This is a genomic window from Psychrobacter sp. ENNN9_III, assembly GCF_001462175.1.
Lineage (GTDB): Bacteria > Pseudomonadota > Gammaproteobacteria > Pseudomonadales > Moraxellaceae > Psychrobacter.
Genome location: NZ_LNUO01000090.1, coordinates 1 through 15,136, shown reverse-complemented (window position 1 = coordinate 15,136; position 15,136 = coordinate 1). Strand labels below are relative to the sequence as shown.

At 43.5% G+C, this 15,136-nt stretch carries 12 protein-coding genes; 11 read left to right on the top strand and 1 reads right to left on the bottom strand.

What is annotated here, in order from left to right:
- Positions 1-47: 47 nt before the first annotated feature.
- The 6 genes from tssF (PENNN9_RS13340) (at position 48) to PENNN9_RS05740 (ending at position 8,699) form a co-directional block, all read left to right on the top strand.
- The gene (gene tssF / locus PENNN9_RS13340; protein ID WP_058368764.1) at positions 48-911 is read left to right on the top strand and encodes a type VI secretion system baseplate subunit TssF; all 864 of its coding nucleotides are present in this window, start codon (positions 48-50) and stop codon (positions 909-911) included.
- A gap of 1 nt (position 912) precedes the next feature.
- Entirely contained in the window at positions 913-1,893 is a 981-nt protein-coding gene (gene tssF / locus PENNN9_RS13335; RefSeq protein WP_082638011.1) for a type VI secretion system baseplate subunit TssF, read from the top strand.
- Positions 1,857-2,858 (top strand): type VI secretion system baseplate subunit TssG, encoded by a 1,002-nt coding sequence (gene tssG / locus PENNN9_RS05755; protein WP_058368762.1) that lies wholly within the window; start codon positions 1,857-1,859, stop codon positions 2,856-2,858. Before tssF (PENNN9_RS13335) ends, tssG begins: the two co-directional genes overlap by 37 nt.
- Before the next feature lie 220 nt (positions 2,859-3,078).
- Positions 3,079-6,123: a type VI secretion system ATPase TssH gene (tssH, locus tag PENNN9_RS05750; protein WP_058368761.1), complete on the top strand. Its 3,045-nt coding sequence runs from the start codon at positions 3,079-3,081 to the stop codon at positions 6,121-6,123.
- Positions 6,123-7,277: a type VI secretion system protein TssA gene (gene tssA / locus PENNN9_RS05745; protein WP_058368760.1), complete on the top strand. Its 1,155-nt coding sequence runs from the start codon at positions 6,123-6,125 to the stop codon at positions 7,275-7,277. The genes tssH and tssA overlap by 1 nt, the downstream gene beginning before the upstream one ends.
- 132 nt (positions 7,278-7,409) lie before the next feature.
- The gene (locus PENNN9_RS05740) at positions 7,410-8,699 is read left to right on the top strand and encodes a phage late control D family protein (protein WP_058368759.1); all 1,290 of its coding nucleotides are present in this window, start codon (positions 7,410-7,412) and stop codon (positions 8,697-8,699) included.
- Here PENNN9_RS05740 and PENNN9_RS12800 read toward each other — a convergent pair.
- Positions 8,696-8,896: a hypothetical protein gene (locus PENNN9_RS12800; RefSeq protein ID WP_058368758.1), complete on the bottom strand. Its 201-nt coding sequence runs from the start codon at positions 8,894-8,896 to the stop codon at positions 8,696-8,698. The genes PENNN9_RS05740 and PENNN9_RS12800 overlap by 4 nt on opposite strands.
- Positions 8,897-9,202: 306 nt before the next feature.
- Here PENNN9_RS12800 and PENNN9_RS05725 point away from each other — a divergent pair, with 306 nt between their 5' ends.
- The 5 genes from PENNN9_RS05725 to PENNN9_RS05705 form a co-directional block, all read left to right on the top strand.
- Complete coding sequence (locus tag PENNN9_RS05725; protein WP_058368756.1) at positions 9,203-10,141, top strand: DUF2345 domain-containing protein; 939 nt, start codon at positions 9,203-9,205, stop codon at positions 10,139-10,141.
- 2 nt (positions 10,142-10,143) lie between these two features.
- The gene (locus PENNN9_RS05720; RefSeq protein WP_058368755.1) at positions 10,144-11,016 is read left to right on the top strand and encodes a hypothetical protein; all 873 of its coding nucleotides are present in this window, start codon (positions 10,144-10,146) and stop codon (positions 11,014-11,016) included.
- Complete coding sequence (locus PENNN9_RS05715; protein ID WP_058368754.1) at positions 11,013-11,669, top strand: toxin VasX; 657 nt, start codon at positions 11,013-11,015, stop codon at positions 11,667-11,669. Before PENNN9_RS05720 ends, PENNN9_RS05715 begins: the two co-directional genes overlap by 4 nt.
- A gap of 25 nt (positions 11,670-11,694) precedes the next feature.
- Positions 11,695-14,406 carry a sulfite exporter TauE/SafE family protein gene (locus PENNN9_RS05710; RefSeq protein WP_058368753.1) on the top strand — a complete coding sequence of 904 codons (2,712 nt, stop codon included), beginning with the start codon at positions 11,695-11,697 and terminating at the stop codon, positions 14,404-14,406.
- A gap of 13 nt (positions 14,407-14,419) precedes the next feature.
- On the top strand, positions 14,420-15,136 hold a 717-nt coding region (locus tag PENNN9_RS05705; RefSeq protein WP_156410078.1), incomplete at its 3' end, for a DUF6708 domain-containing protein.

Here is a 15,136-nt window from a genome sequence, read left to right as displayed (position 1 = left end):
CACAGTTAAATCTGTATATATAGCAGCGATAAACATATTGAGGCCCCATGGACAGTCTACTTCCTTATTTTGAGCATGAGCTTAGTCTGTTTAATAAACAGTCAAAAGAGTTTGCCAAAAAGTACCCAAAAATTGCCAATCGGCTATTGATGGGGCATGACACGGTAGATGATCCGCATATCGAACGGTTGATACAGGCTTTTTCGCTGATTAGTGCGCGCATTAATAAAAAGCTGGACGATTCGTACGCCGACTTTACCGAATCTTTATTAGAAGTCGTGTATCCCGACTATCTTAAACCTTTCCCTTCAGTATCCATCGCTCAATTTAATCTAGGTGTACAGGGCAATGCGATGAGTGAAGCTGTCTTGGTACCTAAACATACCGCGTTCTCTACCCAAAAAATAAATGGCACGCCTTGTCAGTTTCAATCAACCCAAGACGTTACCTTGCTACCACTAGAGATCGATGCTGTCAGTTTTGAGACCCATCAAGAAGTGTATGACAATCAGCATGGACTGCTCAATGGTTGTATTAGTATTAAGTTTAAAGGTCTTAACCCAAGCTTTAATTATCAAGCGTTACAGGAACACTCGCTGGATTTATATATAGATGAAGATGCCAGTCAAGGTACTAGCCTGTGGGACTTGCTATGGTGTGATGTCAGACAAACTCATCTCCACGGTAGTCAAGTTAATAAGGTAGTTGGCAGTCCGTTTGAAATAATTGGCTTCGATCCTGAGCAACAGATTTTGCCGACGCACAGAGTGAGTAATGCGGCTTCCGCTTTATTAAAAGAATACTTTTATTTTCCAGAAAAATTTAACTTTCTGCGCTTAAATCTTGGTCATGCTTGCCCTGAACTAAAAATTGATAGCAGTGGTTTTGAAAAATTGATAGCATGGTTTTGAGATTCGTTGTTATTTCAAGTTTGATAAAAAGAACACTATTCGCCTAAAAAACCTACAACAGCTGAGTGCAAGCAGTATCAAGTTGTTTTGTACGCCAGTCGTAAATCTATTCAAGGCAGCAGCCAAGCCAATTCAAGTGACTCATCGTTCTATCTACTATGACTTAGTGCCCGATACCCGCGCGCTCTTTCAGCATGAAATCTATGAGGTCAATAAAGTCATAGAGTCCAAACAAAATGATAACCGTTTAGTACAGCGTGAGTATCATCCATTTTATGCGCTGAATCATTATGAGCAGCAAGATGAAGGTCGTTATTATCATATTAAGCGTGATAAGGATATGGCTGAATTTAAGCAGGGTTTTGAATATCAGATTATGTTTGTAGAAAAGAGCCGCGAAGATTTGTCAGGTGCGGTCAGTATGAGTGCTTCTTTGCTATGTACTAATAGAGACTTACCTGCGCAAGTGGTGTTCGGTCAAAGTCGCGGTGATCTGTTTAGTGAGGGTATGACAGGATTTAGTAGTCTGTCATTGTTAAAGCAACCAACCAGAACCGCACGTTTTGCATACACTGGTGAAGAGCGCTGGCGACTGATATCACTAATTAGTTTAAACTTTTTATCACTTGCCGCCCAAGACGCTGAGCTGATGAAAGAGTATCTATCACTGTACGACATTACCCAATCAGCCTCAAATAAACTTTTGGTCGAAGGCATTGTCTCTGTTGCGACCAGTATTAAAGCTCGGCGTATTCAACGTTTGCCACAACCAGGATTTGTGCGTGGAACCGAGATTGATATTCGTATTAATCAAAAAAACTTTGCTGGTGTTAGTATCCGTCAGTTTGCCCATTTACTGGCTCATGTTTTTGGTTATCACGCCAGCTTAAATAGCTTTGTTGAAGTTGTCATTAGTGATGCCGTAACCAAAGAGGAGATATATAGATGTCAGCCACGCAGTGGTCTCAGTCCTCTTATTTAACGGATCTAATCGCTACGCCGCAAGCCTACGATCTATTGCAGGCGTTACGTTTGGTTCATCATGAAGCCAGTATGGGGCATGCATCTATCGAGGTGCGCTACCGTGCATCATTGTCTTTGGCGTATCCACAAGCCGAGATTGAGTCGATGTCACTAATCGCACAAGACAACATGGACGACAATGCTAATCAAATAAATGCCAGTCAAGTAAAGGTTAGACAATTAGAGGTTTACCCATCGGTCATCGGACTTACTGGCCCAATGTCTGTCTTACCAGCGATGTATACCGATCAGCTAGCATCGAGAGTACATCATGCAAAAGATAAAGCGGCACCAGAATTTTTAGACTTGTTTAACCATCGTCTGACTGATTTGTATGTCCAAGCGAGCTGGTTTTATAATTTGCCGTTGCAATATGAATTAAACGATAAAAAGGACAGCTACCTTTTAAGTCTGCGAGCGCTTGCGCGTCAGCCCAAGAAATTGACGGCAATAGACAGCTTGATTGCCTATGCTGGCATGATTGCCCCAGGACGTCTGACGGCCGATCAATTAGCACATGTATTGTCACAGTTTTTGGATAGCACGGTCAGTGTTCAGCAGTTCGTTCCTGAATGGTTTGATCTACCAGCTACCGAACAGACAGCGCTTGGTGGGCAGTATGCAGCGCTTGGTGTGTCAGCATTTTGCGGCGCGCGTGCCGTGCAGTTCGACAGTAAGATTAGGATAGTATTTCATCAATTGGATGCTAAGCGCTATCTCAGATTGTTGCCAGCAGGCGATATGTATCGAGTCATCATTGATTTTATTCGTAAATGGTGCGGTGTGTGTTTGGCGGTCGAGATGCAGCTAGAGCTGGACCGCCAATATATTAAGCCCTTGTCGTTATCTGAAGAGGGTTTTGGTGGTTTGGGGCGCGGTGGTTTTTTTAATATCGCAGTGGTTTGGGGCGCGGTGGTTTTTTAATATCGCAGCCTGCTACTCAGCATCATGACGACACCCGTTATGCGTTACCTATTCAATGAAAGTTATAGCACAGTAAGAGGGTTCACAAGAAGAAGGTTATAGATCAGGAAGACAAGCATCAACCCTCGCCAATTCAGTTAGAGAGTTGTCAGTTAGAAAATTGGAATTGGGTTTATAAATATAATTTTAAATCAAATGAGAATGTTAAAGGAAAAGATTTATGAGCCAACTAAAAGCTGTTATTACCCGTTTAAGTCCAAGCTGTCGACAGTGTTTGCAGCAGGCAGCTAGGCTTTGTATCAATAACGGGCATCGCGAAGTCGATACCATCCACTTGCTACATGAACTCATTGCCACACCAAACAATGACGTGGATCAGATATTAAAAGTTAGTAAGATTAATCAACAGCTATTATTATCGGAGATAGCAGATTTACTAACTGGTTTTAGTCAGGCAACAGGCTCAACTCCTGTATTTAGTCAGGGCTTGATGGCTTTGTTAGAAGATGCGTGGGAGTTAGCGAGCAGCCTACATGGACAAAGTGAGAACAAAAACAGTCCGCTAGAAATTCGCTCAGGTCACATACTATTAGTTCTATTGGCTTATGAGCGTTACCAGTCACTACTCAAAACTTTGCCGGAGCAACTACAGTATATCGATCGCTTTACCCTCAAGGACGATTATGATCGCCAATGTTTCGGTAGTACTGAAGGTAGTGGCTCAGTTAAATCAGACAAAGCTGCGTTAAATGAGAATGCCAATTTCGGTAGTAGTGAACTTGATGGTTCAAAGCTTGATGGTACTGATTCTGATAACAGTCACGATCAATCAGATATAAGCCAGACCACCAAGCAGCCCACACCTGCCTTGGATAAATATACTTATGACCTAACCGCCAAGGCCAGTGCTGAACAAATAGACCCAGTCATTGGTCGTGAGTTTGAGATTCATCAACTGATCGATATTTTGATTCGCCGTCGCCAAAATAATCCTATCTTGACGGGTGAGGCAGGCGTTGGTAAAACTGCTGTGGTAGAAGGTTTGGCACAAAAGATAGTCGCCGGTTATGTCCCTGATCAATTAAAAGATGTGACGATACGCAGTCTCGACATGGGGCTACTGCAAGCAGGCGCAAGTGTCAAAGGTGAGTTTGAAAATCGCTTAAAGCAAGTCATCGAAGAAGTTCAAGCCTCATTACACCCAATTATCTTGTTCATCGATGAGGCGCACACGCTTATCGGTGCTGGCGGGCAGGCTGGTCAAAATGATGCTGCAAACTTACTTAAGCCTGCACTGGCTCGCGGTGAGCTAAGAACGATTGCTGCTACTACTTGGTCAGAGTACAAAAAGTACTTCGAAAAAGACGCTGCCTTATCGCGCCGCTTCCAAGTCGTCAAAGTAGATGAGCCTGATATCGATACAGCGGTCGCGATGATTCGTGGTTTGAGTGCCAAGATGCAGGAGCATTTCGGTATATTAATAGACGATGATGCGCTACAAGCGGCGGTCGAGTTATCAGCACGTTATATCAGTGACAGACAGCTACCCGATAAAGCAGTAAGCGTGTTAGATACGGCAGCTGCACGCGTAAGCTTATCAAAGACAGCCATGCCCAATCAGCTTGATCGACTAAAAGCTAAGGGTGTACAGCTAGAGCAACACATTAATAATTTGAGTCAGCAGCTTGAACGTATTGGCGGTGTTGATGAAAAAGAAAAAGTTAGCCAACAAATTGCCATACTCGACGAGCAGCGCCAGACGAATCAACAAAGCATTTCTGATATGACGAGCCGCTGGCAGGAGCAACGCCAGCTTAATGATCAACTTGATGCGCTCAACCAGCAGTTGAATAGCGAGCTAGATGACTCTAATACTCTTAGTGCAAAAGCGCGCTTAGAAAAACAAGTAGAGTACCAAAATATTGAGCAGCAATTAAAACAAGTACAAGAAACGCAACGTCTTATACATGCTGTACTAGATCGTCAGATCATCAAACAAATTATCTCAGATTGGACAGGTATCCCGTTAACGGATATGGCAGGTAACGAAAAAAACCACATATTGACCTTGGCTGATACTTTGCAAGAGCGCGTCATTGGACAAGACCATTCTGTTGCCGCTATCGTCAAGCGTATTCATACAGCGAAAGCACGCTTAGATGATCCTAATCGTCCGCAAGGCGTGTTCTTATTAGTAGGGCCAAGCGGCGTTGGGAAGACAGAAACGGCATTGGCACTATCTGAAGTATTATATGGAGGAGAGCGTAATCTAATCACGATTAACCTGTCCGAATATCAAGAAGCTCATAGTGTAGCGTCTTTAAAAGGCTCGCCACCAGGCTACGTTGGTTATGGCGAAGGGGGCGTATTGACTGAGGCCATCAGACGCCGACCTTATAGTGTTCTATTACTTGATGAGGTGGAAAAAGCCCATCCGGATGTCTTGGATTTATTTTATCAAGTGTTTGATAAAGGGGTAATGGAAGATAGCGAAGGGCGCATAATCGACTTCAAGAATACTCTTATTTTGCTGACCAGTAATATTGGTTCCTCTACTATTATGCAGCAATGTATCAATACTGATCCTACTGTTACTGATTTTAGCTTACCCGACAGTGACAGCCTAAAACAAGCAATCAACCCGCATTTGTATAAAGCCTTTAAACCAGCATTTTTGGGCCGTCTGACGGTGATACCTTACTATCCGTTGACTGATGACGCGCTAGCGGAAATTATTCGCCTTAAGCTAGATAAAATCACTGGTCGTATTCGTGATAATTACGATGTCCCTTGTATCGTCGATCCTGAGGTTATTGAGCTAATTTTATCGCGTTGTCATGAAGTTGACTCTGGTGCACGCAATGCGGACGCTATTATCAGTCATACGTTGCTACCGCAGCTGGCAGGTCAGCTACTTGCTCATGATGATAGTCAAAGTGTACTGAAAAAGATTACGGTATTCGTCGATGAGAATGACGATTTTGCTTATCGTCTCGACTGCGATGTTATTGTGGCTCTCAATCAAATGGCGCAATACAGTGAAGATGAGACTGAAGCTAATTCTGACACTGAGAATACTACTAATATTAATTCAAAAGGCCAGCTTGAAAGTAGCAGTAATGATCAAGTCAATACAGCAGCAATCAAGCAGCTGACTGCAAAACAGGTGGCTAGCAAAAAGACCTCTACAAAAAAAGCTACTACCAAAAAGACTCCAGCGAAAAAAACGGCAACCAAAAAGATTACTGAAGAGGATTTATCATAATGAGTGTTGACCATTCTTCGTTACCCAGCATAGAAACTCTTATAGCGCCTATTGCAGATAGTCATCAAGGCGTCGGTGAAGACCTGACCTTTGATCCACGCATTGATGCTATCGTTGCTGCCCGTCAAGAAGATGATCCACTGCTGGCGCAAGGCAATTGGGTCACTGAACTCAAAGTCGCTGATTGGGACTTTGTGAAAACTCAATGTACAGACTTGCTGACTGATACCAGTAAAGATATGAAGCTAGCATTATGGTATGTCGATGCGCTCAGTCATACCGATCATCTAGCAGGCATTAGTCATGGGTTACGCTTGCTACAGGAACTAAATGATGAGTATTGGCTCACCATGTATCCACCACTAGATGGTGAAGACGATAGTATGGATATCAGAGCAGGTTTGCTCTCGTGGTTCGTCAAGGCTTTAACAGATGATCTCAAGCAACTACCGCTCTCTGATACTAAGATTGGCAATTATAATTATAATTACTATTTGACCGCTCGTGACCATGATAAGCAGCGTCAGCAAAATCCAGATAGTGAAGCCAGTAATCAGTTAACACTTAGTGATTATAACCAAGCTATTAAGAACAGTAGCGAGTCTTGGCAACAAGCCTTAATGACTGAACTTGGTAATATAACTACTCAGTGGCAGACCTTAACTGATCAGCTTAACGATCTCATGGGTATGGATGCTCCGGTTTTTGCGCCGGTGACTGATTTATTAATTGCACTCAAACAACATTTGCACCCGTTGATACCTGAACAATTTGATAACGCAAACAAAACTATTCAAGAGGGTATAACTGATGCGAATATCTATGATAATAGTAATGAGGATGTGACATCAAGGAGTGCTGGGCAGCCATCTGCTTCAACAAACGCCGTGTCAACTAGCTTTAATCCTACCAATCGCGATCATCAAAGCAACCGTCGGCAAGCACTTAAACTGTTAGGGCAAATACAAGACTACTTTGCAACCAATGAGCCGCACAGCCCAGTGACGTTTTTACTTGGCCGTGCCATTGATTGGGCAGATATGCCACTGGACCAGTGGCTCACTCATATTATTAAGAACGAAGATCAGTTAGCGATGCTCTCTGACATGATTGGTATTCAGCCCAAACGTGAGTCATCAGATGATAGCTATTGATTCGTTTGTTAATTGGACAGTTGGTTGGGATGTACTAGAGGTTGGGCTGTTTGTTAGCTTGTAGTCTATCCAGAATATTTACACCTTGTCATTTTAAGCTTTAAACCTTGGACTTAGAGAGAAGGGCACTTTATGGTATGGACTCAAACAAAGCGGCATGTGCAACTGAGTAGTGCTCATCCTGATATTGCCACCAGTCTCATTCAGCAGGCTGACTTGGTTGAAAGCTTACTGGGGTTGCCTTTGCCCGACAGCGTTTGGGGTAAGCCTGCGCTTATGCCAACGCCTGACGCTTATCCAAGCCCTTATCATCAAGATCAACGAGCGCAGACCTATCAACAGCGTCAGCTCGCTCTGTTTTGTGGCTACCGTATTAGCATGACTTTACTGCATCCCCAAGCAGGAATGGATATAAAGCAGTGGCTAGGGCAAAGTCTTGCTATTCACTGGCATACGGCTGATACGCTACTGCCGAGCCAAATTCGCCACGGTATCATCACTGAAGTCATCGCTTTAGGTAGCAACAGTGGTATGGCCGCCTACCGCATCATCTGTGAACCAGCTCTTAGTCAGCTACGCTTAAGCAGTCACAACCGCCGTCACCATCATTTAAGTCTAAGTGAGCTTATCAAAGATATTATTAGCCCATATAACATAAACGTTGAGATTGACGAGCGCTTAAGTAGCGCCAGCAATTACCATATACAGCACAGCGTCCAATATAACCAAACGGATCTGGCTTACTTAATCCAATATCTCGCTCTATACGGCATCACTGGCTACTACCGTCATGAGGCGGACAAGCACACCCTAGTGCTCATTCCCAACGACCATAGCGACTTACGTCCAGATCATAACGATATCCAGAGTATCCTTAGTCAAAACCCCGCCAGTCTCGCCGATAGACAAGACCGTATCACTGCCATATACCCACAAATAGCCCAGCACACCCAGCAAAGCCAGCTCACCCGCTATGACAATCGATTAGTAGGCACCTATACTGGCAACAGCACCAGCGAGCAAGCCATAGATACAGACAGCCCAAGCAGCCACAGCCGCTTCCTGCACAGTCATAGCTACCTAAATGACGACGGACTAACTGCGCTTGCCACCCGCTATCAGCAGCACGCCCAACAACATGCCAACCTTGGCAGTCTAACCGGCAATATTCGCCATCTGAGTCTACCAAGCGCCCATTTCATCAGTGGCAACCCGTATCTCACCGAACCAATAAGCCTAGTCTCCATTCACCACAGTATCAACAACCACATACCAGTGGACTGGCTTGGACATGCGCCCTTTGACCCGATAACCTTGCAGCCCAATACAAACCATGCACATGATAATGAAAACATCCATCAAATCACAGCCTGCTATATCCCATATCCGCATCACCACCATATCCCTTTGGTGAGCAGTTAAGCGAGCTTGGCGCACCGCATCCCAGTCTCACAGGTCTGATGAGTGCCAGTATCGTTGATACCGCCAGTGGCAGCGCCGTAGACACTGACCGCAATCACCGCGCCCACATCCGTTTTCATTGGGAGGATACAGACAGCACTGAACAATGCAGCGACAATAGAAACGACAGCGCCCAATGGATACCCATCGCCAGCCACTTAGTCGGTGATCACATGGGACACACCCAGCCTTTGCGTCACGGACAACACGTCCTCATTGACTTCATCGGTGGCGACCTGACCCATCCCATCATTATTGGCAGCACCCACAACGGCCAAGGCAACGATAACGCCCAACACAACCGCATCGCCAGTGACACAGACTTTATCGACGCCACTAGTCCCGCTTGGTTCATCAACCAAAGCCATGCCCATCCCATCGACGGCATCAAAACCCAAAGCATTGACAGCAGCCGCACCGGAGAAGCGACTAAAGACAGCACCACCAACGGCTACAACCAGCTCATGTTTGACGCCCACCCAAACAGTCTGCAAATCAATCTCTATAGCAGCAGCTATCAATCCAGCTTGAGCTTAGGGCATCTCTACCAGCACAGCGACCACACCCGAGGTCAAGCGCGTGGACAAGGCATCAGTCTTGAAACTGAGGCTGCCGCCAACGTCCAAGGCAGCACAGGTATTCATATCAGTAGCAGTCAAACTGCCAGCCAAGCATCAAACGCTCATATGAGTCACAGCAGCCATGGCAAACTGCAAACCGCTGATCAGCATCAACAAGCTTACGCGCAGCTAGCTGACACCCATCAGCCAGTTGGACTAGAAGGCAATGCTAGTAACAAGCAAAGCGGCAATAAAGCAGACAGTCAAACCTTCTTTGCCGAATTTAGCCAAGACACCAACGACAACAACTTAAATGAATCTGGACAATGGCAACAGCCGCATGTATTGATCGACTCCCAGCGTCATCTAGCCCTATTAAGTGGACAACACAGTCAGCACACCAGCACGAAGAGCACGCACAGTCATGCGACAGGTAGTACTCACCATCATAGCCAAACGCAGATGAACCAGTTGGTGGCAGGCGACATTCACTATTACTCAAACAAAGCACAGACCCATACCGCCGCGTACGGCGATGTGACATTGCACGCCCATCAAGATGAGATGCGTCTGGATAGCGAGCAAGTGCTACGTATCCATAGCCGCGATAGTATTGAGTTTATCGCCCCTGATACGTTGACGCTAAAAGCGGCAGGGAGCGGTATTGAGATATCGGGTGGTAATGTGACGTTTATTACGCCCAAGCAAGTTGGGTATAAAGCGAGTAAGGTGGATTGGGGGAGTGGGGGTGGACGTGGTCCAACGATTACCATGCCTCAAGATGAGCTTGCCGACTGTGCTGCCAAGACTGGTAGTGCTGGTAATAAAGGTGGAGCAGTCTAAGCATGCTAATACCAAAAGTAGAGTTCCTCGATGATATTCAAGCGACCGACGCTTATCAAAAGCAACTTAAGGCTTTATATCTAACAGTCTCTGATAATCAATATCAAACGCTGACGGTCCTTATCGATCTAAATACTTACGGTACAGCCGTCTTTGATTTATTGGACTGCGGCATAGATTTGCCATTTAAGCGCATCAAACGCATTCATCATAGCTTTAGCGATGATTTGGCACTTATTGAGATGTCACTAGATAGTAGTAAAGGTCAACGGCTACTTGAGCAGCTACTGGCATTGGCACTATATGAAAACACCTATGATATATCTGGTCATCCGCATCCACGTAGTGTCTGTCTATGGTTGTTTGACCAACCAATCACTAAAACGCTCAAACATAGTATATATCTGATAGGACAGGCGTATGGAATGGGGACAAAAAAGCGTCGTTATTTGCGCTATTGGGATCCTAGAGTCATGGCTCTATTAACACATCTGTGGACCGATCAACAAAAGCTACAAGTATATAAGTTGGGCTTATCTCACATTTGTTATGTGGATTGGAATAATGAAATGAACGTACTAACGTTTCCGACACTCAATGAAGTATATCCATCTAATACGGAAGTGGAGTTAGAGCAGCTCCAGCCTTTACCTTTTCGGTTCAGTCAGCAGCAGTGGCAGCTGCTTGGGCAAGCGGAGTGGATAAATATGATATTGCGGCAACTGAAAGAACGAATAGTGATTAACACTCAATCCTATAAAACTGTGATGAACCAAGCATTACTTATTGTTCAACGTCAAACTACGCAGCAGCAAGCAGTTAAGAATATTGTTGAGAGTTTAGAGCAGCCTAGAAATCAGGGAGTAGGGAGATGAGTAGTGACTTAAGTTTTATGGATAGATTGATAAATAATCATAGAAGTTACCAAGACAAAAAGAAATCCGAGCCTGTAGTATTAGAGTACAACTATGAGATTCCAATTAAAAGCGATGAGCCGTCCGTAGAAGTGCTTGCAGATAAAATAACAGTTATCGCAGAAACGAGCTGTTCTTATAAGTGCGGAAAAGTTGGCATACCGATTTTACCTGTAGTATTGAGTAAAACAGACTATAAAATATCGCCAAGAGACGAGCGTTACTTTTCCCATTCTATTACCCCTATACCATCCAGTCACAATGCGGTTGCAAGCCTACCCACTCATTCTTATTTATACTGTTATGTAGAAGATAATGAAGGTTGTTATTGGTATGAATATTACACAGGGTCTGATGGTGCACTAAAAGAAAAAAGACGTTTGTTTGAGGAGGATTTTGTAGAAGATATTAATCGGTCTGGACAGATACAAGTCCAGAATATAGATGAGTCTGATAGCAATGATATTGACGAAGGAGCACAGCCATTTAATTGTACAGAAAAAAATCATAGTACGTTGGATAGTAAATTTATTACTTTGCTTCAAGGAGATATAGCATGGTTGATGGTCAGTCATGTAAAACTGAGTAAAGCCACATTAAAAAAAATATGTTGATAACAAAGAGCTACGTAATAAACGCATGCAAAAGTTCATTGCCGATGACTTAACTGGCAATAAAAATACCGTTAATATGAGCACTAGTGAAGTTGGATATATAAAGAGTTTTTCTCAACGCAAACAGCTCACTCAAGATGGAGATATTGCAAGTAGAGTTGATGTATCAGAGCAAAGTGGAGGCAATGATATAGTAGGAGGTACGGTAGCCGCTACAGCGCTTTATAGAAGCATGGAGAGGAGTATTGAAGAATACGGTGAAGCTCTTGCTTTAGAAATTAAACCCATGATGGTTGCTCTACACGATCCTGTAGGCGAAGTATTAGCAGCAGCAGAGAAGCGAAATTATCTACTCAAAAAACTTGATGATGCTCAAAAAGATAAAGGTAAAATCCGAGAGCAAGTCAATGCCATTATTATCGACAATATCCGAAAAAGTTTAGAAGCCAGTGTTGAGTACGATTCAACTGTACCGCAAGCGCCTAGTACTATGGGTTATCATATAACAGGTCGCAATGAGATCAGCCAAAAAAATAATAATAATAAAAACATTTATAACTATATCAATCAAGAAAAATTCCAAGCTGTCCTAGAGGAGGCAAAAAAGAGCCGTCAAGACAAAGCCGCTATTGCCGCTGCACGACAAACCTTTGTCGAGGCCATTACAAATCCAGAGTTTGCTAGGGTAATGCGTGAAGACTTCCCTAAAAATGATGAGGACAGTCATGTAGGTTACGCGCAAGTTATCGCCCAAGCCATTCAAGGCATCGGTATTGACGAGAGTAATATCGGCATACCTGACAGCATATGGGCAGACTATCAGCCTGAGCAAGCATCTGGCATGAGTGCCAAGCAAGAGTTTGAACAATCGCTACTACCTTGTATCACAGGCGATACTTCTATAGAGGACAACTGGCTAATAAAAGCACTCATTGGTCTGGATCAAGAAGACATCAACAGAATGCAAGACGCACCAACCTTTGAAAACCTAGCCCGAGCAAGCGACTTTGTCGGTACAGCGACGAACTGGGCAATGGCATTTAAAGCTGAAAAGCAAAAACAGAACATTAAAGCCAATATAGCTCATGATATTCAGCGTCTCAACGATCTTGCTAACTACAAAGCGCAAGTCGTACAAACTCTAAGTAGTAACATGGCACATATAAAAGACAACCATAAACTGCTCTACAAACTTGATCTGTGGTCACAAGCTACTGTGCATCAAGCTACAGAGTTTAAACTGGCGCAAAGAGTTCTAAAGTATAGTCCAAAAGCCGTACTTAAATGGAGCGAGCAGCGTCTGAGTCGGTCTATTAATAAAGCTAAACCCCATGCCACGCTACTACCAGCCAGTATCGACAATAGAGTTGTCAGTAGCGCCTCCTCAGTCCAAACACCAATTGCTATAGATTTAGTAAACTCACATGGTGTGAATCAAACAGCTCTGGATATATTTGATAAATCAGCTAATGGTAATGAGCACGCTCGTACTGTAGTCACTATGTATGCAAGCGAAGATATCGCACGTACCACGCAAACCATTAATGAAGACATAACTAGACAGGTCACTCAGCTCAACAGCGATCTTGACCCTATAAATGGTCAGTATAGTCAACTTGAGCGCCAATCAGCAGGTAAAGCGGCACTAGTATCAGTAGGTATTGGGCTGTTTCAGCTGCGTAGTATTTGGATGGGCAAGAGCAGTCTTAGCAGTATGACGCGTAGAGGCGATCGGGCGGGTCTTGAGTTTATGACCGCTTATGCTAGTACGACACTTGTGCTCATGACTGCCAGCCTAGATGTTGCCAATGCGGGACTACAGATGAAAGCGGCGCGTAATGCATGGGTGGCAAGGCTTAGTTTAAGCGTGGGTGTGCTTGGGGCAGTCGGTGCAGGATTTGAGGTGTACAGTTTACTTACAAGTCTTGAAAGACATATGGAGAATAAAAGTGGTATCAGTGAAAGAGCTACAAACATAGCAATTGGCTCAGCACTTACAGCAGGTGTAGCAGGTCTTGGCTATGGCACATTGGTATTTGCAAGCGCAGGTGCTTTTGCATTACCTTGGCTGGGCGCTATCATAGCTATTGCATGGGGCGTTAGCTTAATCGCTCAATGGGTCGCGTTCCGCTATGACAAAGGTCATATATTGCCCGTTCACTATTGGTTAGATGCTGGCATCTTTGGCAATAAGTCTATGCTAAATGACGAGTATCCCAATAATCCGTTTAAGATACAGGCAATGAGTAGCCTTGAGCAAGATATGCACGCTTACTCCTTAGCTTTAACTGAGATACAAGTTAATCCAAGGTTTGCAACAAGTACTGCTGATTTTAGACAAACATTATCAGGACAAATAGAGATAACATTAAGTCAATGGAACGATAATAGTGAGCTTGTCGTAGAGTTTATCGGTATCGGCAATCAAGAGCTGGGACTAGATAGAAAGTCCTTTAGCATAGAGACGCTTAAGCGACAAAACAAAGCCATGATCACCGAAGCAGGACTACAAGTTACCTTAGACATCCCTAAAACCAGTCACTTTCAAGCGCAATATTTAGGCTCATACAAAGAAGGCACACGAGACCCCAATAAGATACAGCAAATGCAAGAAGCTAAAGAGAGAGCACAAGCTAATCCTAACCGTCAGATTGAACAGTTAAGAGTGGTAGTTTTGTACTCACTAAACCCAAGTATGAATCCATATTATCAACTGCGTACGACGGTGACCAGCTAATAGAGATAAATCAATGATTGAAGACAAACATAGTCAATTTGCCAAACACATTAATGAGTTGCAAGAAGTTCTTGAAAGCCCTTATAGCAGCAAGATAGATAAAACGTTATTAAAAGATAGCGAGGATATCGAGCACCTAAATAAAGAAATTGCTAATATTAATCCCGACTACTTAACTTTTTTTCCTAGCTATTTTTGGTATTGGTATTTTGGTATTGGCTGGGTTTATTTTTCTACTTTCATGTTTCTTATTCTTTTTACTAATGATCTTTTAAATTTACAAAGTTCTAATATACCTCTATTATTACTAGATATTTTTATAGCATTATTTGTATTTATTCCGTCCTGTACACCTCTAATTCTACTTCTCTATCAACTTATAAGAAAACATCCATACCGTATACAATACTACTTCTTAAGAGAAGAGCAAAAAGTCGCTTATTACTATCGCCCTTCACTACAGTTTTTTAAACCTTTTGAGTTAAAGATAGTAGATTATAAAGACCTCATTCCTGAAATACACACCATCAAAAATAATACTGCTTATACGCCGCTAAACTTATATATTGCCGACCCTAAGACAGGGAATATTACGCATCATATCAAACCACATGATGTCAGTGTTGACCCGCGTGTACATTGGGCATTTATTCGCACCTACATGGAAAGTGATGCCAAAGACTTACCGATAAATCCTGAGTTCTGCGAAGCTTATCCCGCTGATACCAGT